17 protein-coding genes are annotated in these 18,488 nt (G+C 42.8%); 2 read left to right on the forward strand and 15 right to left on the reverse strand.

Annotated features, from left to right (window positions below; translation table 11 throughout):
• Positions 1-266: 266 nt before the first annotated feature.
• From pap to NQ536_RS11720, 4 genes are all read right to left on the reverse strand, one after another.
• Positions 267-1,748, reverse strand: coding sequence for a polyphosphate:AMP phosphotransferase (pap, locus tag NQ536_RS11705; RefSeq protein WP_044997866.1), 1,482 nt, complete (start codon positions 1,746-1,748; stop codon positions 267-269).
• Between the two features lie 856 nt (positions 1,749-2,604).
• Positions 2,605-3,321, reverse strand: coding sequence for a hypothetical protein (locus tag NQ536_RS11710; RefSeq protein ID WP_004850495.1), 717 nt, complete (start codon positions 3,319-3,321; stop codon positions 2,605-2,607).
• Positions 3,321-4,691 (reverse strand): Mur ligase family protein, encoded by a 1,371-nt coding sequence (locus NQ536_RS11715; protein WP_004850494.1) that lies wholly within the window; start codon positions 4,689-4,691, stop codon positions 3,321-3,323. The genes NQ536_RS11710 and NQ536_RS11715 overlap by 1 nt, the downstream gene beginning before the upstream one ends.
• Positions 4,692-4,777: 86 nt before the next feature.
• On the reverse strand, positions 4,778-5,539 hold the full coding sequence (locus NQ536_RS11720; protein WP_004850492.1) for a helix-turn-helix transcriptional regulator: 762 nt from the start codon (positions 5,537-5,539) through the stop codon (positions 4,778-4,780).
• 192 nt (positions 5,540-5,731) lie between these two features.
• Here NQ536_RS11720 and NQ536_RS11725 point away from each other — a divergent pair, with 192 nt between their 5' ends.
• Positions 5,732-6,763 carry a glycoside hydrolase family 5 protein gene (locus NQ536_RS11725; RefSeq protein WP_044997865.1) on the forward strand — a complete coding sequence of 344 codons (1,032 nt, stop codon included), beginning with the start codon at positions 5,732-5,734 and terminating at the stop codon, positions 6,761-6,763.
• Positions 6,764-6,887: 124 nt separating this feature from the next.
• Here NQ536_RS11725 and rlmD read toward each other — a convergent pair whose 3' ends face one another.
• From rlmD to NQ536_RS11780, 11 genes are all read right to left on the reverse strand, one after another.
• Positions 6,888-8,321: a 23S rRNA (uracil(1939)-C(5))-methyltransferase RlmD gene (gene rlmD, locus NQ536_RS11730; protein ID WP_227909630.1), complete on the reverse strand. Its 1,434-nt coding sequence runs from the start codon at positions 8,319-8,321 to the stop codon at positions 6,888-6,890.
• A gap of 99 nt (positions 8,322-8,420) precedes the next feature.
• A complete protein-coding gene (locus tag NQ536_RS11735; protein ID WP_004850483.1) occupies positions 8,421-8,963 on the reverse strand; it encodes a prolyl-tRNA synthetase associated domain-containing protein in 543 nt (180 codons plus the stop codon).
• A gap of 288 nt (positions 8,964-9,251) precedes the next feature.
• Complete coding sequence (locus NQ536_RS11740) at positions 9,252-9,749, reverse strand: low molecular weight protein-tyrosine-phosphatase (RefSeq protein ID WP_004850481.1); 498 nt, start codon at positions 9,747-9,749, stop codon at positions 9,252-9,254.
• Between the two features lie 186 nt (positions 9,750-9,935).
• Positions 9,936-11,732, reverse strand: coding sequence for a DUF4209 domain-containing protein (locus NQ536_RS11745; protein WP_227909629.1), 1,797 nt, complete (start codon positions 11,730-11,732; stop codon positions 9,936-9,938).
• A 110-nt stretch (positions 11,733-11,842) separates the two neighbouring features.
• Entirely contained in the window at positions 11,843-13,123 is a 1,281-nt protein-coding gene (locus NQ536_RS11750; protein ID WP_004850476.1) for a site-specific integrase, read from the reverse strand.
• Positions 13,123-13,332, reverse strand: a complete 210-nt coding sequence (locus NQ536_RS11755) for an excisionase (RefSeq protein ID WP_044997864.1) — start codon at positions 13,330-13,332, stop codon at positions 13,123-13,125. Before NQ536_RS11755 ends, NQ536_RS11750 begins: the two co-directional genes overlap by 1 nt.
• A 110-nt stretch (positions 13,333-13,442) precedes the next feature.
• The gene (locus NQ536_RS11760; RefSeq protein ID WP_015541248.1) at positions 13,443-13,667 is read right to left on the reverse strand and encodes an excisionase; all 225 of its coding nucleotides are present in this window, start codon (positions 13,665-13,667) and stop codon (positions 13,443-13,445) included.
• Between the two features lie 50 nt (positions 13,668-13,717).
• Positions 13,718-14,638, reverse strand: coding sequence for a phage major capsid protein (locus tag NQ536_RS11765; RefSeq protein ID WP_004850471.1), 921 nt, complete (start codon positions 14,636-14,638; stop codon positions 13,718-13,720).
• A 19-nt stretch (positions 14,639-14,657) separates the two neighbouring features.
• On the reverse strand, positions 14,658-14,897 hold the full coding sequence (locus NQ536_RS11770) for a hypothetical protein (RefSeq protein ID WP_004850469.1): 240 nt from the start codon (positions 14,895-14,897) through the stop codon (positions 14,658-14,660).
• Between the two features lie 17 nt (positions 14,898-14,914).
• Positions 14,915-17,224 (reverse strand): phage/plasmid primase, P4 family, encoded by a 2,310-nt coding sequence (locus tag NQ536_RS11775; RefSeq protein WP_004850467.1) that lies wholly within the window; start codon positions 17,222-17,224, stop codon positions 14,915-14,917.
• A 36-nt stretch (positions 17,225-17,260) separates the two neighbouring features.
• Entirely contained in the window at positions 17,261-17,437 is a 177-nt protein-coding gene (locus tag NQ536_RS11780) for an excisionase family DNA-binding protein (protein ID WP_015541244.1), read from the reverse strand.
• Between the two features lie 142 nt (positions 17,438-17,579).
• On the opposite strand from NQ536_RS11780, the gene NQ536_RS11785 reads away from it, so the two are divergent.
• A complete protein-coding gene (locus NQ536_RS11785; protein ID WP_004850463.1) occupies positions 17,580-18,458 on the forward strand; it encodes a hypothetical protein in 879 nt (292 codons plus the stop codon).
• The last annotated feature ends 30 nt before the right edge of the window (positions 18,459-18,488 follow it).

Raw genomic sequence — 18,488 nt, forward strand, 5'->3', positions numbered from 1 at the left:
CTTATCTTCCTGTCTTACCCATACAGGAAATATAGTTTTTATATTTTGCAGTCTGCCTGATGCTTGGACCGTATCTCCCTCCCTTGATATTATATCCTTTGCGGTCAGACACGCCAGGTGGAACATATACCTTAAAACCTTTTTAAAAGGCGGTGATACCTTAATATTGTGTATCACCGCCTCGTGTTTTTTGTACCTTTACTTATATCTGTCACAAATGTGTTATATCATTCTGGGTATCGAGTGATCGCATCCGGCGCCCATCATTAATTGTCGAGCTGTTCCAGCTTATCCTCTATTGCCTTAATCACGATCTTGAGGGCTTTTATTCTTGCATACTTTTTATCATTTGACTCCAATATGTGCCAAGGTGCAAAGCTTGTGTTAGTCTTTTCCAGCATCTCATCCACCGCCACCTCGTAGCTATCCCATTTGTCACGGTTACGCCAATCCTCATCAGTGATCTTCCAGCGTTTCTCAGGCGTGTTCTGCCTGAGTGTGAATCTCTCAAGCTGCGTGTTTTTGTCTATCTGGACCCAGAACTTGATGACGATGGCACCCCAGTCGTGCAGCTCCTTCTCGAACTCATTTATCTCGTTGTATGCACGCTGCCAATCATTCTCCGAGCAGAATCCCTCAAGTCTCTCAACCATGACTCTTCCATACCAGGTTCTGTCAAATATAGCCACATGCCCGGACTTTGGAAGTCTTGTCCAAAATCTCCACAGAAAATGCCTTGCCTTCTCATGCGGCTCCGGACTTGCTATAGGATTTACCACATAACCACGGGCATCAAGTGCCTCCGCTATCCTTTTGATATTTCCACCTTTGCCTGCCGCATCCCAGCCCTCGTATCCGATGATGACCGGTATCTTCTTCTGATAAAGTTCATTGTGCAGTCTGCCGAGCTTCTTCTGCAGCTTGCCGAGTTCTTCCTTGTACTCCTCATCCGTCAGTTTCCTATCGAGAGACACCTCGGAAAGTTTCGGAATCTTCTTGAGCGCAAATGTATTCTGCAGTATAGGTACAGCATGCCCCTGATTGAGCAGCGCAGTCTCCACGCCCTGATTTATGATGTCAAGTATCTGAAGTTCTGCCCATTTTCTCTCCTTTGCATCTATCATGTACCACGGAGCATTTGACAGATTGGTGTCATACATAAAGCTGTCGAACGCCTCAAGATACTCGTCGTACTTTTTGTTCTGCTTCAGATCATGCTTAGACACTCTCCACTTCGTAGTTTCATCTTCAAGAAGCGCAGCAAGCCGCTTCTTCTGTTCGTGCTTGTCTATCTGGAAGAAGAATTTCATGACCAGATATCCGTTGTCCGCCAAGGTTCTCTCGAATCTCTTGGTACTGTCAACTCTCTTCCTGTATTCCTTATCTGACAGTTCCCCGGACATCTTGCCACCTACTATGTCCCTCATCCAGCCACCATCCAGAAATACAAACTCCCCCTGCTCTGGTATTCTTGTAAAATACTTGTACAGGAATGGTCTGCGTTTTTCCTCGTCAGTGGAATACTTTACCGACTCCACCTGAAAAAATCTAGGATCCATATTCTTGATGATCCTTCCGACAAGACTTCCCTTACCTGCGGCTCCCCAGCCCTCAAATATTACAAATACAGGTATCTTGCCTTCCTTAACCTTGATCTGATTGCGCGTCAGATTCTCTCTGGCGATCTTTAACCTTGCGTCTATCTCTTCATCCGATGGACGCTCAGGCTTATTCCAGTCCTTTAACATGTAACCCACTGCTCCTTTCACATTGTCTCTTCATTTGTTTTCATGAATAATATGCCCCAATTTACAGAAACAAATGCCGCTTCGCATTTACTAATACAAATGCCGCTTCGCGTCGCTTGTTTTTTCTTCTTGCGATATCATTATACTACTTTCTTTGGGGGTGATACATCTGAAAAAACATTAAGATGTGTGAGGGAAAGCATATTGCAGAGTTAGAACTCATATGCTATAATGCCGGCAGACAAAGATACTAATATTTTCAAGATGTACTAACCCATAGTACAACAAAAACCCCAGTAGCGCCTACTACTGGGGTTTTCTCCGTCTTTCAAAGGCGACGTACTCCTTGGGCTGATTGCCAGCTACCTGTCTCTGTCCAACCACTTGCAGATATACTTTCTTTTCAACAGGTTTACATAACTATACGAATAGGATAGTTTTGTGCTTGTCTTATTTTTGAATTTATTTCTTATTATCACAGAGGAAATGAATGTTGCGAAGATAAGAATCATATGATATAATGTCAGCAACAATGAAACAAGAATTCTGACATATGCTTTCCCAAAAGCATAACGAAAACCCCAGTAGTTGGCGCTACTGGGGTTTTCTCCGTCTTTTAAAGGCGACGTACTCCTTAGGCTGATTACCACTTACTTATCTCCGTTCTGCCACTGCGATCCCCCCTTTCCTAGCCTGTCTAGGGGTGGCAACATTTTTATTGTGACATATTATCTCTTTCTTTTTCAACAGGTTTACATAACTATACGAATAGGATAGTTTTGTACATATTCACGCAAAGAAAAACCCTGGCAGCGAACAGCCACCAGGGTTCTACTTATCGTTATTGATCTTGCTATTATGACAGCTCCAGATCCGGCTTGCCATACTCAGCAAGCTTCACATCGTATGCCTTGCGCATAGCTGCCTCAAATGGTATCTCCTTCATAGGAGCGTCCAGTCTTTTCAGCAGATAATGTACAAAATCAGGATTCTGAATGAGCAGTGGTCCATGAATGTATGTCGCAATGACTCTATTCTTGCAGATTCCCTCATTCATGGTATCTGGATTGCTTCCCTGTCCGATCTCCACCTTGCAGAATGTCATATCCTCCGGTATGCCGTAGGTATGGGCAAATCGGCTGGTGTAACCGATGAGTGTCATATCGTTAAACTTTGCCTTGATGAGAGTGTTGAAACGATTTGGAGCCTGGCGGACTGAGTACATGCCCGGAACAACGCCAAGTCCTGTAACTCTGGTTCCGTCCTCTCTCTTGATATAATCTCCGAGGAGTTCCATGGAATTGCCAACCAGAAGGAAAAGCGCCTTTCCATCCTTCATGCATGCTGCGATCTCATCCTTGTACTGCATCAGTCTGTCAAGCACGAGCTCCTGACTCTTCTCACTCATGGAGCACATATATACCATATCGATATTCTCTCTCAGAAAGAGAGGTTTCTCGTTAAGTCCTGTTGTCACAAATTCTGCATCCGGCAGACACTTCTGCAGATACATTGTATTTCCCTTATCACCGTAGAGTGTGCATATTTCCGGATATAAAATCTCGATCTTCATTATTTGTCACCCTCCAGTCTCTTGATTATCTTCTTCTTCATCTCACATGACATTCCGTAGTTCTCGCAGTCATACAGGATGTATATTCTGTCGACGCCATCTATAGTCACATCATCTGCCGCAGCAACCTCGCTGAGATTTGTGAGTATCTTCTCCTCCGGGATACCTGCCAGCAGACATCTCACCTTGTGGTCGTAGCATCTAGGTCCAGTACAGATGACCTGTACAACATCATCTCGGTTGAACTGCTCATACTCCAGATCATATATCCAGCCTGAGAACTCTATACTCTTCTGTCTGTCCTCGAGATCATCCATCGCAAGAAGGATAGCCTTCTTTCCCTCCTCATTTGCCACATACTCAAATGTTCTGGATGAGGAAACTGCACTCTGTCCCTTTGAGAGTGCCTGAATGACCGTAACACCATTAACTGTGGTCTCATTGTGACGGGAGTCTGGAATATGGATCTGACCCATGAGTTCCTTTACCCTCTCAGCCGAGAGGCCGATCTCGCGCAGTGCCGATATAACTGTAACTTCATTATATATATTGAAGAGAGCTGTGTGGATCAGTGGATAAACTGTCTTCTTGTCTCCCTCCTGTATAGTAATTGTCATCTTCTCTCTGTCTATATCGGTTGCCAGATATTTCTTGTCTGGTGAGTGAAGTCCACACTTTGGACATACCACATCACCGATGTGATGATATCTGAGATAATTGTACTTCAATTTCTCGCCGCAGTTAGGGCAGATCTGATAATCCGCAATAAGATTATACGGCTCAGTCTTGTCATCAGGCTGCTTGCCGATTCCATAGAACACTCTGTAGCTATCTTTCTTCAGCATGCTTGAGCAGAGCTCGTCCGCATTCAGTATAACCTTTGCCGAATCAGGGCAGTAGGTATCTATGACACTGAAAATATAATCAGGGTGAGCATTTCTCTTGAGAGAATCTCTGAAAAGTCCTGTCACAACGAGATAATCCGGCTTCACATATGGAAGTATCAGTCTTGATGCACGCTCATCCACCTCAAATACAGTGGCGTCCACTCTGACTTTTCCTGTAAATGTCAGACTGTTGATGACATTTGTCGTACAGCCTGGAACGATATTAGAACCTGTTCTGTTGCTGACAACTCTTCTTCCATCTTTCTCCAGAACATCAGTTATCAGGTTGCTACAGGTTGTCTTGCCATTTGTTCCTGTGACACATATAGTAAGCGGTGCCTTTGGAGCCTGTGCCAGAAAATCCGGACATATCTTAAGGGCTATAACTCCAGGTGTGTGGGTACCGTTTCTACCCAAGAGCTGAATGAGTCCCTTACTCAGTTTTGCGGCTGCGAGAGCCACATGAAATCTAAAAGATGACATAGCTATTCATTCTCCTTCATACTTAAAACTCATGTCATTCTACATCCTTTGACATTGCTTGTCAATTACACCAGCCCATTACAAGCCTATGATTTCGTCTCTTTCCAATGTTTTCTGTAATTTGTCCTGCGATATGCACTCGGAGTACTGCCAAACCTGTTTCTGAAGCATTTTGTAAAGTAACTGTTGGACGCAAATGCAAGATACTGGGATATCTCTGTGCAGGAAAAGTCCGAGTAAAGCAACATATTTCTTGCGGTCTGGAGTTTCTTCTCCATGATGTAATCAGAAATTGTCTGCCCAACCTCCTTATGGAATAGTTTACTCAGATACGAACGTTCCACTCCCACAAATTCTGCAATCCCTGTAATTTCTATTCTTTCGTTCAGATGATCATACACATAATCCATCGCCCTTACACAATGCGGTGATATCGCTGCTTTCTTTTTCACCCTTTTCATCCGTCTGGCATAGTCCATGATCAACTGATTATGTACGTTTATGATCTGCTGTTTAGTCTGCGCCTTGTCCAGCTTATTAATATAGAAGTCACTGAGATTGTAGCTCTCCATCTCTTCCATGCCCTCTTCTATGCAGAATCTGGATATCATCGCCACTAGTACTATCTCATGATATCTCTGATTGCGGATCTTATCATCTGACAATATGCCCCTTGCAGCAAGAACCGCCTCATCCTCCTCTCCCGTCTGCAGCATACCTGACACTGCCTTCACATCACCACTGCTCACAAGCTGGTAGAAATCCAGCTCGTTGTCATATGTGGAATGTGCCAGTCCATATTCCCTCTGCACAAATTGCTGCTTTACTATCTCATCCGATATCTTCATTGCCTTTCTGCCTTTCCTCTGTGATATTCATATATCTCTATCACACATTTGTTATATAATTGACACATTTATTATATCCTCTTATCAACGCAAATGCTACTATAAACTCACAGAAAATGAAACAGACAAATGCTCATGAACAGACAAATGAGCACGTTATATAATTTATTATTTCACAGGAGGTTAATGATTATGAAAACTTTAGACGGATTCAAAAAAGGTGTAAACTTAGGCGGATGGCTTTCACAGGGACCACTTGACAAGGAGCATCTTGACACATTTATCACAGAAAAAGATATTGCAAGAATAGCATCTTGGGGACTTGACCATGTTCGTCTTCCTATCGATTACGATAATTTTGAAAACGAGGACGGAAGCGATAAGGAATACGGCTACGCTTACATCGATTCATGCATTGAGTGGTGCCGGAAGTACAAACTCAACATGGTCCTTGACCTGCACAAGACATATGGATATATATTTGACGACGAGGCTCATCTTCTTGAATTCTTCCACGAGAAACCTCTTCAGGAAAGATTCTATGGAATATGGAGAAAGCTTATAGACAGATATGCTAAGGATGCAGACATGATAATGTTCGAGCCGTTGAACGAGGTCGTAAGTCCAACCGTTGTAAACGAGTGGAATGAGATATCAAGCAAATGCATCGAGATTATCCGTGCGAAAGCACCTACTGCCAAGATCCTGCTCGGTGGGGTTGGCTACAATGCTGTTACATCTATAAAGCTTCTCCCTCATCACAACGATGAGAACATAGTTTACAATTTCCACTGTTACGAGCCAATGGTATTTACCCACCAGTCTGCTTACTGGGTAACAGGTATGCCTTCAGATTTCCATATCGAATATCCGGGGGATTTCAATGACTACATGGAGAAATCCCGCCAGATCGAAGGGTGTATGCATGGGGCCATCACCGAGAGTAGCCTTGGACTTAATTCCATCGGACCTGATTTGTTCGAAAGAATGTTCCTCGACGGCATCAAGGCTGTTGAAGAAAGAGACGGATTTATGTACTGCGGCGAATATGGTGTTATAGATCAGGCACCACTTGACGGAACTCTGAACTGGTACAAAGATATCCATTCTGTATTTGAAAAGTACGGAATAGGCCGCGCAGCATGGAACTACAAGGAAAAGGACTACGGTCTTGAGGGCGAGCACTATGCGCCTATCATCAGCGAGCTTGTCAAATATATGTAATACATAAAACGAACCTTCCCAGTTATATAAGCCAAGCCGGTTCTCACTCATAGAGAACCGGCTTTTTGTCACTCCTGTTATTGTATAAATATAACTACAGGAGTGTTTTACCATGCAGAATTTATCATTTTGTTTTATATCCATGTTGTCCAGCGCCCGCCCTGGTTAGGAGCACCACGGTTTCTACCCCGCGGGTGAGCGGGAACATGTCCACCGGTGTCATCCTGATGACCTGATAGCCGTGCTTTGTCATATATTTCAAGTCGCGGGCAAGGCTCTCCGGGCCGCAGGATATATACACTACTCTCTTAGGTCCAAGAGTGATGACCGATGACATGAACTCCTCGGTACTTCCTGACCTCGGAGGATCCATAAATACCACGTCTATGCTGTCCCCTTCATCAGCGACATCCACCATAAATCTACCTGCATCGTTACTGTAAATATCAACATTCTGTATCTTGTTCATCTTCACATTCACCCGGGCATCATGCACTGCTGCCTCATTCAGCTCCACGCCGATGACCTTCTTTGCCCGGTCGCTTGCAGCTATGCCTATGGTTCCTATACCGCAGTAGGCATCTATCACAGTCTCCTTCTTCTTGAGATCCGCGTACTTGATAGCTTTTCCATATAGAACCTCAGTCTGCTCCGGATTGACCTGATAGAAGCTGCCTGGCGATATACGGAAACGCTTTCCGCATAGGATATCCTCTATATAACCTTTACCGTAAACGACCTGATTCCTGTCGCCGATGACCATGCTGGTGTCCTTCATGTTGATATTCTGAACAACCGTTGTAATCTCCGGATGAGCCGTCACAAGTGCCTTTGCGAGATTTTTCTTGGACGGAAATACCGGCGACGCTGTAACTATGATCACCATGATCTGCCCAGTCTTTCTTCCAACTCTTATCTGCAAATGCCTGATAAGTCCGGTTCCTGTATCCTCGTTGTATATCTGCAGCTTGAACGACTTTATCAGTCCGGCAAATGTCCTGATGATGGCCGCAGCCTTCTCATCCTCCACATAACAGTTCTCGACTGGAAGTATGTTGTGTGTTCCCTCCTCATACACCCCGGAAATTATTTCTCCGCTCTTCATTCTCCTGAATGCCGCAGTGACCTTATTCCTGTAGTGATACGGATTCTCCATGCCTATTATCTTGTCCACAGGACCAAATACGCTGAGCAGGTCATCTATATACTTCTGTTTCTCGGCAAGCTGCTGCTCATATGGCATATCCACATACTGACAGCCACCGCACAGATGGGATATAGGGCATTTGCTGTTCAGGTTGGGCTTATACTGTGATGAGTGTGCCTGTCGCGGTTTTCCCTGTACAGCTTTACCTTTGCTTCCTGTTTTTATTTGTTTCTCTCCACCTGTTACATCGTACTTTCTTCTAGAGACTTGAGACTTATTTGCATTTGAGTTTGCAGGATTTTTATACGCTGTCTTTTTTGTTCCAGCGTTATCCTCCCTATTGTTCGCCACTCCACTTTTCCCAGATCTGCTATGTGACTGTCTTTTTCTATTGTTTACGCTGTCTTTCATTTTATTATTTTCTTCTCTGCGAGGCTTGCCCCCGATTCTCCGCTCTGCCATCATTTTACCTCTTTAATCAATCTGCGTTTATATACCACTCTACCACTCCTATTCTCCGGTGAGCGTCACCTTGATCATATCGTGGTGAACCGCCTCAAGAAACTTTCCAAATATATCCTCCGTCCTGATCTTCAAGCTCGACGTGCACACACACGGATGGCATCCAAGGTATTCACCCTTCATAACATCCTCATCAACAAGCAGCTGCACATGATTCTCATGGTCATTCATGAGTCCCATGACGCTGACCGCCCCCGGCCTGATATCCAGATACTTCTCCATATCCTCCGGCGATGCAAATGAAAGTCTCGCGCTGCCTATCTGCGATGTGATCTCCTTTGTTTTGAACGGCTTGTCGCCCGGCATCATGAGCAGATAGAACTGTGTCTTCTGCCTGTTGCACAGAAACAGATTCTTACAAATGGTTGCCCCAAGCACCGCATCTATCTCGTAGCAAACTTCCATTGTATCTGCTGGTGCATGATCTGTGCGCCAATACTCTATGCCGTGATCATCAAGGAAATCATAAACTCTGATCTCCCTCTCAAGTCGTCCTTCATTTGTCTCTGGTCTGCCTTTGTATAATTCCATTTGTGTGCCTCCGTTGGTGGTTTATATATTTGTATTCTCTATTCATTACCATGCCAAAGAACTATTTTTCTCTCATACATTTATGCGTAAATCATATCACGTTTTCCGTGGCGTTGCTATATAAAACAAGCAATATAAAATCAATATAAAATCATGCCTTCGAGAGTGTAAACACATACCGACAATACCTTGTCAGAATAAAAAGGAACAATCTGACAACATCAAATGCACCTGTGTTCAGCTAATGCACTCAATAATATCCCATTGTTCCCATTTTGATAATATTATCTACAACCTATCGCCTTGTCTGAGATACTCAAGAAATCCCTCGCACCCCTGACACACATCCCTGTATGTCTCATCAAATCGTCCTGTATACCACGGATCTGCTATAGATTGTCCATGTCTTCCCGCATAATCGAGCAGCAAATGTATCTTGTCCTGGTAGTCCGGACCGGTTATGCGCATTGTGTTTCTCAAATTTGCTGTATCTGCGCAGAGCAGGTAATCATAATATTCATAATCCTGCCTTGTAATCTGCCTGGCTCTCTTGCCACTAAAGTCTGTGTAAACAGTCTTACCTATGCCATGAGCCCTCAGCACTTCCTGCGCCGGCGGATATATCGGATTGCCTTTTCCGCCCCAGATCTCCTCAGTGCTGGTGGCCGCAGAAGCTATATCAAATTTATCTGCTATGCCGAGCTTTTCTACCATGTCCTTGAGGACGAACTCGGAGATAGGGGAACGGCATATATTGCCATGGCAGATGAAAAGTATTTTAATCATTGTTTTGTTTCTCCTTGTTTTGCCCCGAAATGCCCTGTTATGCGAAGGATTTCGGGGATTTGTGAAATGTGTGATTTTGCTGGCATCTTGGCAAAATAGGGCAAGATGGAGCAAGTTATTGCGGGCTGTTAGTAGTAAAATTGGTAGTAAAACGAGGTAGGCTTACTACTAAGGATTTTCACAATATCACTTAACTACTTTGAGTGCGTCCTTGTCTGGCATTTCAAAATGCTTTAGCTTTTCACTATTTTTTAATATCCGATAACACGAAGATGATGTAAGCGAAAGTAACTTTATAACTGCCACACCAAAATATAGACAAACACCTGTAGAGCAAGCATATTCACTTATGATGCCATGTGCAATTTCATTTCGTATATTAGCACCAGATTGCTCGTTTAGCAGCCCTCTAAATGTAAACAAAATATCATTATCATAGCAATCTAATAATTCTGGCAAAGAAAAAATTGAACTCAATACCTTTTCCATTGACGAACCATCTTTTTCCAATGTTACTGTTAAGCCTCCAACCTCTCGTGCAATATTTCTAAAAAGGTTTTCTACCTGTGGTGCAAGAATGTGTAATGCTTCATAATAATCTCCGTTCAAAAACATGTATAATCCGCTTTGAAAAATTCTTTCTCTTCCATCTGGAATAATTGGATTATCTTTAATCAAAAACTCCACCATAGATTTATTAATAACAAATTTATCTCTTATTATAAGCAAAGCATTCTTCATCCAAATATCACCCGTAACTTTTTGCTTTTCCAATGCATTTTGATACATATGTAGTTCCATAAGTTTCGGATCTTTTTCTGGATCATGAATATCAAGTGGTGGTAATGCCAGCACTGTTTGTCCTTGAGCATTTATTAAACTCTTACCAAACAAATGTGAAATCGGATTATCTTTAAATTCTTCTATTACACGTTTTTTAATATCCTCCTGCTTTTCAAACACAAACATTTGAGTCAGCCGAATTACACATTCCTCAAACGATAGACCCTCCATATTAACTTTAAGATTGTCGACAACACCTTTAATATCTAATTCAATAGAAAACGGCACCATTATTTTGGGGATTTCTCTCTGAATTTCAACAAGCCTTTTATGAGTAGTTTCTGCCTTTTCTGGCTCTCCATTATTCCGATATAATATTATTCCTTTTTGAAAAAAATTAACAGCTCTTAACGCTCCTTGTATATCCTTCTGAAATATTTTCTCAGCAAATTTTATATAATAATCTGCCAACAAAATATTATTTTGCGTTGCTTCTTCTTTTCTCTGCAATTTAAATAAACATTCCACTTTTAACTCATAAGCTTGTTCTACCTTTGCAATATTATCGTTGTTTTCTTCAATCAAATCATCTAATACTTTCAAAATTACCGATACGTCAAAATGCTTTTGTTCAAAGAACAATTCCATTACTCTCAATGCAAAAAAGCCCTCTGTACTTGCTGCCCTAGTATCTATAAACTCCTTAAACCACTCTTGTATTTCGTTATACAATGCAGTTTGCTTTGTTTGCGCTGAAATACACACTGCTCTGCGAATCATATCAAGCGTACCAATATTATCTTCGTCCTTATACCACAGCTTAAATAATTGCCAATATGCATCTGCTGCAATTTTAGCTGCATCAAATTTCTTTTTCTTAGTCCACAGTAGATCTGCAATCAACGCACGTAAGATCAAAGGTATTTTATCCAATTCCAAATTCTGCAACACAAAATAATCATCTTCAGATATATCATCTATCGAAAAAGTCCGACTACCATCGGACATTACAAAAATTGGATGAAATTCTATTCCTTTATTATTAATTTTTGTTCCTAGAGAAGATATATTCCTCAACAAATCAAAAATATGTTTTTCGTTCTCATCTAATTCTTCCCTAGCTTCTTCAGTAAACAAATTGGCCGACAGCGAATGTCTTCTATTCACTACAATTTTATTCAATAATTCGTATATATTCATTATCTCATCTCCAAATCGCAACTTATCCTGTATCATATTATATCGTCATTTTCACTTCTTTTCCACAGAAAAAACGCCCTAGTCTAAACCAGAGCGTCATCCCTTTTATATTAAATTACCTTAAACATCTTTTGCGACATCGTTTTCTCATTCTCCTTTTCAATCTCTGTCTGTGCCTTGCGGAAGTCTTCCATTCGTTTCAGTTCTTCCTCAGCATCATCAAATCCGATATGCGTGTAGACATTCATCGTGACCGATATATCCGAATGCCCCATGAGGTACTGCAGTGTTTTCGGATTCATTCCCGATTTCGCCATATTACTGCAATAGGTGTGTCGGCATACATGAGGTGTAATGTTTGGCATCTGCACTCGGTAAATATCATTGTATCTGCCGATCATGTGGTTGAATCTGTGCTGCCAGTGCATTGCCACAAGGGGTATTCCATTGTCATCATAAAATAAAAAGCCACTGTAGCCATCAATGGATTTTTCCACTTTTGGAGCATTCCTGTCCTCGATGATTGCCTGAAACATTTCTGCTACATCCTCTGTAATCGGCAGTACCCTTGTTCCGGCATCTGTCTTTGTTGTTTCTATGATATATCGCATATCTGATGTTCTCTGCAACTGATGATCGATATTCACTGTTCGTTTCTCCAAATCAATATCTTTCAGTGTCAATCCACAAAATTCCGATATTCGCATTCCTGTATGAAAGAGTATGTACACCACTTCATAATATTTACAGTACACCACATCGTCATGCACAAACTTTAGGAACTTTCGCATCTGGTCTTTGGATATTGCCTCTCTTGTGACTGCATCATTTACCAATACTCCGGCAAGCTGGAATCCGAATGGATTCTTTACAAGAATGTCATCATCCACCGCCATCTGAAAAGCTGGTCGCAACACTCCCCGGATTGTATGAATGGAACTGTAGCTTTTTCCATCTTCCTGTTGTAGCTTTATAAGAAACAACTTGGCATCCGATGTTTTCACACTTCGGATTGTCTTTTCCCCGAAAGATTCCTTTGCAAGTAATCTCTGCACTGTAACATATCCCTGCTTGGTGCTCTGCCTTACTCCTGTTTTGGTTTTCAGATATCGGTCTACCAATTCGCACACTGTCATCTGCCCGTCCACGATATTTATAAGCAAATCCAAATCCGTATTAACCTGCTTCTCTAATTCTCTGAGTGACAGGCATGGCTTTTTGCCCTTTGGCAGTTTGTCCGTTGGTTCTAGTTTCCAGCTATAGACAAAATGTGGTTTCCCATCAATATGGTACTTATACTGATATTTTCCATCTGCTCTTACGCTCTCTCCCGGCCGAAGCACTCTGCGTTTAGAATCCCGCCTTGTCTGTCCTCTTCCTGCCTTTGCCATTAGCCTCGCCTCCTCAACTCTGGATGGTGCAGCAGATATTTTTCAAATGCAACACGGAGAATCAGCTTGCGCTCTCCGTAGTATGCCAGAAAATCTTCTCCATCCGTATTACTCAATAAATCATAAAATTTTCTCCGGCTCAAAACAAAATATTCAATTGCCTCAGAAGGATTTAAAATATCCTTTTCTCCTAAACTTGGTCTTGCCATAAAAGTACTTCCTTTCTGCCAAAAGTGGCTGTTTTCACAGGTTTTCGAGGTCATACTATATATCACTCTGAACGCTGATAATATCAACTACTTTCGGCAGACAAACGGAATTATATCTCCGAAGAAGCACTGATAAATTTTTCAAACTGCGGGCGGATAATCAGATACCTGTTTCCGCTGAATACCGCAAATCTTCCTCTGTTATCTTCTGCCAGTCTACGCATTTTCTTTGTCCCGATATTAAAATACGATGCTGCTTCTTTGATTGTCAGTGTGTACTTTTCACTCACAGGGACAAGTGTATTTTCCGTAGTATCATGTTTTTCTATTGCCATGTGCAATCCTCCTTCCATACGGGCTGCAGTATTTCCACAGCCCCAACTGCTTAGTCTGCTGCCATCTGAAGTACCTTGACTGCATCCTTACGGATCAGTTTTCCGTCCAGATACTCACATCCCAGATACCCTACCTGTCCACGCATGGCAAACTTTTCTTTCAGTGTGCGGATAGTCAGTGGGAAACGCTGAACGAGCCAGTAATTGCTGAAATCTCCAAATGCGATTACTTTCTGCCCCTTTCCGATAGACGGCATGGAATCAACGATCTGCACAGGCTTTGAGAAAATTGTTTCATTGCTGTCTTTCCACAGATAGTTTCCGGCTGAATCTTTGAGGGTACGGAGTGCCAGAGCCGTTTCATCGTTCATAATCCATGTACCATGCTTACGATACTTCTTATCCACAGACAGATACAATTTGATAATTTCATCATAGCTGATAGCTGAATCACTCTCTGCTGTCACGCCCGTTTCAGCCCCTTCAGTGGCATGCAGAATGCCTGTCGGCTGATTTACCCCTGTTCCGTTAATAAATGCCTGCTCCTCGCTTGAGCCGAAACAGCGTGCCATTTTCCTGATCACATAATTCTCAATAGCAAAGGACTGATCAGAGGTAAACACTGTTCCCAATTTAACAAGTTCAGACAATCTGTATACCTGTACATCAAATCTTTTGAAATCGCCCTCATTATTCATATCTTCTGCATCATTTCCCTCTCCCCATTCTGCCTGACCTTCACAGTCAAATGCATAGATACGGCTATCGCTTCTGGTTGCATTCACAACGGTTGCCAACTGGCGGACCACGCTTTCTTCCTGTAATGCTGCCGTATATTTCCTATTTGATGCTTCTGGCAGATGGTACGCATTCGTTTTGCTCTCACGGTTGTTGTAAAAGCTGTCTGTAACCACCTGTACTCCTCTCATTTCATTCCAAAAATCGTTATAATAAGCTGTACTGTTAACCATAATAACCCTCCTGAATTTCTTATTTTTGTGTCATATAACCGCTTTGTCTGCAATAATCCACCGCTTCGGAATAAGACAGATAGAACATTTCCAATGCCCCGTCAATCACACGGTAATAGGGTGGATCACAGGATTCGCTTGCCATAATAATGACAGGGCATCTATCCTTTAAATTGATGACATTTACGCATCTGTACTTATCTGTTGAAAAATCCGATGGTTCAAACCGCATCGGTGGTGCTGCCTTCTGTTTTCCCATGTGTACCTCCTTTTTCGTCAGCAGAGAAAATCTCTGCACAAGAGCCGATAACCTGTTAAAAGTGTGGTCTTTTCTCCGCCATCCCTCGGACGCCTGCGGACTACCGAGCCGATTGTACGGAGTGCCTGATTGAAATTCCGGCTATTCTCCGCAAAATATCCATTGTCATTGCACCAGTTGCGATATGCCTGATACACGGCTGATGTCCGGCATTCCGCATCCTTCTCCTGTTCCAGAAATTCCTCTACGAAAAGTTCTATCTTATCGCTGTCATGCTGATAGGACATGGTGGCATCTTTTACTGATTTTGGCTGAGAAAAGCCTTCCTTCTGTAATAGGGTGTATCCTTCAATCAGCCAGTTTAAGATGGCACTTGCTGCCTCCGGCTTGGAAAATTCCGCTTTCAGATTCTGTTCCTGCTCCCATTCCTCAAAATGCCTGTCAAAGGGAATGATTACGATACGTCCGCTCGAAAACAAGGTCATATCTGTAATAGCCGGAAGATAATTCGTATTCACATACAATTTGAACTGTGGTTTGAAATCAAAACTATTCTCATGCAGAAATCTGGCATTCAGTGTATCATTTCCCGTCATACTTTTTATCTGTGCTTCATTCAGTACCAATCCTCGCCTTGGCTCTGAAATATTGGCAAACCGTACTCCGGCAAGTCTTGCAATATCCTCTGTTGGATTCTGACTGTTGGCAGATGGCTTCGCAGCAATCGTTTCCGGGCGGACAGTCAAACCGTAATCTCCCATCACATGAAGTGTGCTTTCCATCAGTGTTCCTTTTCCATTTCTGGTGGTTGCACCATAATAGAAAAACATACATTCATAGCGGGTATCACCAGTCAGACCATAACCAAGGCTTTTCTGCATGAACTTTGCTTTATCCATATCCCCGCTCATCACCTCTGAAACAAATCTGGTAAAACGTGGATTCTTGGTCTTCGGATCATAGGCTGCCCCGGCAATCTTGGTCAGCTTATCCTGTGGTGTATGCGGATGAAATTCTCCGGTCTGCAAATCCAGTGTTCCGTTCTGGCAGTTCAGGTAATAAATGTTGCGATCAAATTCAGACATAGCAATCGGATACACGCTCTGAGCATCACTGATATAAGTATTGCGATAATTCCGGCTCTGCCATTTTGCGGAATACTCCAGATAATCTTTTCTTCTGCGTTCATCGGTAATCGTCAGTGCATATCTGACCAGACTGTCTGCAAGGGATTTTGCAAGTTCCATTGTTTTCAGTCCTCCAATATCCGAAATCCAACGGGTACCGTCATACACATACCACTTTTTTCTTTTCGGAACATACCTTGCGATATCTTTATACACATCCGCAAATAATCTGCCTGAGCCGTTGTCGTTCCACGGGTATCTGCTGTTATCCGACACGTTCAGTTCTATCAGCTTCTGCAGCATATCGTCAAAATCACTCTCTGCTGATGTTCTTGCATAAGGTCGGTAGAAATCCATTGCCTGTGCCACTGCTTTTTCCAACGTTAATGCACCATAGGTCGAGCCACTCTGCACACGATCCCATTTGGTTCGCATCAAGCCAGATTTTCTAAACAGCCTGTCCATCTGCTCTGTATCACCGCCACACCAGAATGCAAGAATACTTGCAAGTGACATATCCGCATCACTGTGGGACTTTCCATCCGGGATTTCGCCATTCCATAAGGCTTTGAACTTTTCGCCCTGTCTGGAATCAGATGCCAGACGAATTACCGAATCATCCGAAAGATAACTGCCCGGAATATCCAGCATCCTATTCTTTTTCTCAGGAATCGGACGGAACATATACGTTTCCAATATTGTGCCAAGTTCAGCACTCCGTTCCTCAATACCACGATTCCGGATTACATTTCCTGTCAGGGTACAGAATTTTCTCGTCACACCTGCTGCATAAATTTCCAGACCAAGTTTCTGATTATTGATGTAATATCTGTCCGTATCATAAGACAGGGAAGAAGCCTTACACACAATGCGGACTCCCATGCCTGATGGACTGATTTCTGTATAAGAATTCATTTTCTCCACGATGTCCTCTGCCATCTGTGTCAGCTTTCCACCAAACACACAGTGGTCAATATCGACCATACAGAAATCATCAAATGCTCCCATACCGATTCCGTCATACCCATCCATTGCACTGACTGCCAGTCGAAAATCCGAAAAAGTCTTTTTATCGGCACTGCTCGCTCTTTTGCTATTGATCTGATACGGCACTTTGGTCATGCGTCCATTTCTTTTTTCATATTTCCACAGACAGAACCGTCCGTCTTTTTTCAACTGCTCTGGAAGTTTCTCGTACATCCTTTGCTCCTCCTTACCCGTTTTTTCCCCGGTGCATCATTTTTCTGTGGCTCTTGCCGATAACCACACTTTAAATTCGGAAACCGGAATCAATACCCGCTTGCCGACACGGACGATTGGGAAGTCCGCCTCTCTGGTCAGAGCATATGCTTTGCTCAGGCTGATTCCCATCTGCATCGCCATTTCCTGTACACTCATCGTGACTTTATCCATAGCCATCCTCCTCTCTGCATATCAAACATGAATTGCTCTTGTTTTCTATCACAGTATACTTTATAATGTTACCAAAGGCCATTTTCTATTGGTAAGAAGCCATACTGGAAATAAGTTCTATCGGTAAGAACGGAGGTAGAATATGAATGAAGATTTCAGCTTAGGAAAAATGAGTGCGGATGCAAGACTGACCGCAACTTTCAAATATTATGAAAAAACAGAACAAGATGGAGAAATTATAATAACCGCCTGTCTGGGGGATGGAGATGTGCCACGGCTCAATCGTGGCTATGGCTTGGACGGAAACGGACTCTGGCTTTCCCTGAACAACCTGTATCAGAGCATCCGTGGGAAAGATGACAACACTGCTGCCGATGATATCATTTCATGGTGTCAGCAGTACGCACATCCTTACTACGCATCCGGCGTTATTGCTGAATATAAATGGGATATAGATAAAGATGCAGAATATTGGAATGTGTCTACCAATATACTTGGAAGTTTTACTTTCGCTGTAAAAGAGATGAGGGATGATTTAGAAAAACTGTACCGTGACACTCTTGTTATCCTTATGTTCAAAAAATGTCTGAATCAGCTTGATATTTCCGATGACCTTGCACGGATCACATGGACAAATGAATTTGCAGACTTTAATTCGTTTCTTACGCAGACACATCTCGGTAAAATATCTGCTTATCTAAATGAAATGAGCGGGGTGACCATGAAACTGGGACTGGATGAGAATGGTGAATTGAAGGTCATGCCAGATTTCCACTCTGTTTTTGATGCTGCCCGATTCGCCCTGTCGCAATATGTATCTATCCCTACAGATTATCCGATTGCCTATGCAGACCGTGTGGGCGTAGCCACCTGCGAGTGTTGCGGCCGCCTGTTCATCAAAAATGGTAACAGACAAAAATACTGTGATAACCCGGAATGCAAGAAAGAGCGTAACCGCAGAAAATCCCGCACTGCTTATCGCAGAAAAATACAGGAAGAAAATGATAACCGCTGGGCGTGACCACGGCTGTTTTCACACTGGGGCAAGATG

The organism is Coprococcus eutactus (genome assembly GCF_025149915.1).
Taxonomy (GTDB): Bacteria; Bacillota; Clostridia; order Lachnospirales; family Lachnospiraceae; genus Coprococcus; species Coprococcus eutactus.

Excerpts from the sequence above, each read along its gene's own strand:
- NQ536_RS11740 (WP_004850481.1), bottom strand. The coding sequence starts at position 9,749 with ATGATTAAAATACTTTTCATCTGCCATGGCAATATATGCCGTTCCCCT.
- NQ536_RS11745 (WP_227909629.1), bottom strand. The coding sequence starts at position 11,732 with ATGAATATATACGAATTATTGAATAAAATTGTAGTGAATAGAAGACAT.
- NQ536_RS11755 (WP_044997864.1), bottom strand. The coding sequence starts at position 13,332 with ATGGCAAGACCAAGTTTAGGAGAAAAGGATATTTTAAATCCTTCTGAG.
- NQ536_RS11750 (WP_004850476.1), bottom strand. The coding sequence starts at position 13,123 with ATGGCAAAGGCAGGAAGAGGACAGACAAGGCGGGATTCTAAACGCAGA.
- NQ536_RS11735 (WP_004850483.1), bottom strand. The coding sequence starts at position 8,963 with ATGGAATTATACAAAGGCAGACCAGAGACAAATGAAGGACGACTTGAG.
- NQ536_RS11715 (WP_004850494.1), bottom strand. The coding sequence starts at position 4,691 with ATGTCATCTTTTAGATTTCATGTGGCTCTCGCAGCCGCAAAACTGAGT.
- NQ536_RS11720 (WP_004850492.1), bottom strand. The coding sequence starts at position 5,539 with ATGAAGATATCGGATGAGATAGTAAAGCAGCAATTTGTGCAGAGGGAA.
- NQ536_RS11710 (WP_004850495.1), bottom strand. The coding sequence starts at position 3,321 with ATGAAGATCGAGATTTTATATCCGGAAATATGCACACTCTACGGTGAT.
- NQ536_RS11770 (WP_004850469.1), bottom strand. The coding sequence starts at position 14,897 with ATGGGAAAACAGAAGGCAGCACCACCGATGCGGTTTGAACCATCGGAT.
- pap (WP_044997866.1), bottom strand. The coding sequence starts at position 1,748 with ATGTTAAAGGACTGGAATAAGCCTGAGCGTCCATCGGATGAAGAGATA.
- NQ536_RS11785 (WP_004850463.1), top strand. The coding sequence starts at position 17,580 with ATGAATGAAGATTTCAGCTTAGGAAAAATGAGTGCGGATGCAAGACTG.
- NQ536_RS11780 (WP_015541244.1), bottom strand. The coding sequence starts at position 17,437 with ATGGATAAAGTCACGATGAGTGTACAGGAAATGGCGATGCAGATGGGA.
- NQ536_RS11775 (WP_004850467.1), bottom strand. The coding sequence starts at position 17,224 with ATGTACGAGAAACTTCCAGAGCAGTTGAAAAAAGACGGACGGTTCTGT.
- NQ536_RS11725 (WP_044997865.1), top strand. The coding sequence starts at position 5,732 with ATGAAAACTTTAGACGGATTCAAAAAAGGTGTAAACTTAGGCGGATGG.
- NQ536_RS11765 (WP_004850471.1), bottom strand. The coding sequence starts at position 14,638 with ATGGTTAACAGTACAGCTTATTATAACGATTTTTGGAATGAAATGAGA.
- rlmD (WP_227909630.1), bottom strand. The coding sequence starts at position 8,321 with ATGAAAGACAGCGTAAACAATAGAAAAAGACAGTCACATAGCAGATCT.
- NQ536_RS11760 (WP_015541248.1), bottom strand. The coding sequence starts at position 13,667 with ATGGCAATAGAAAAACATGATACTACGGAAAATACACTTGTCCCTGTG.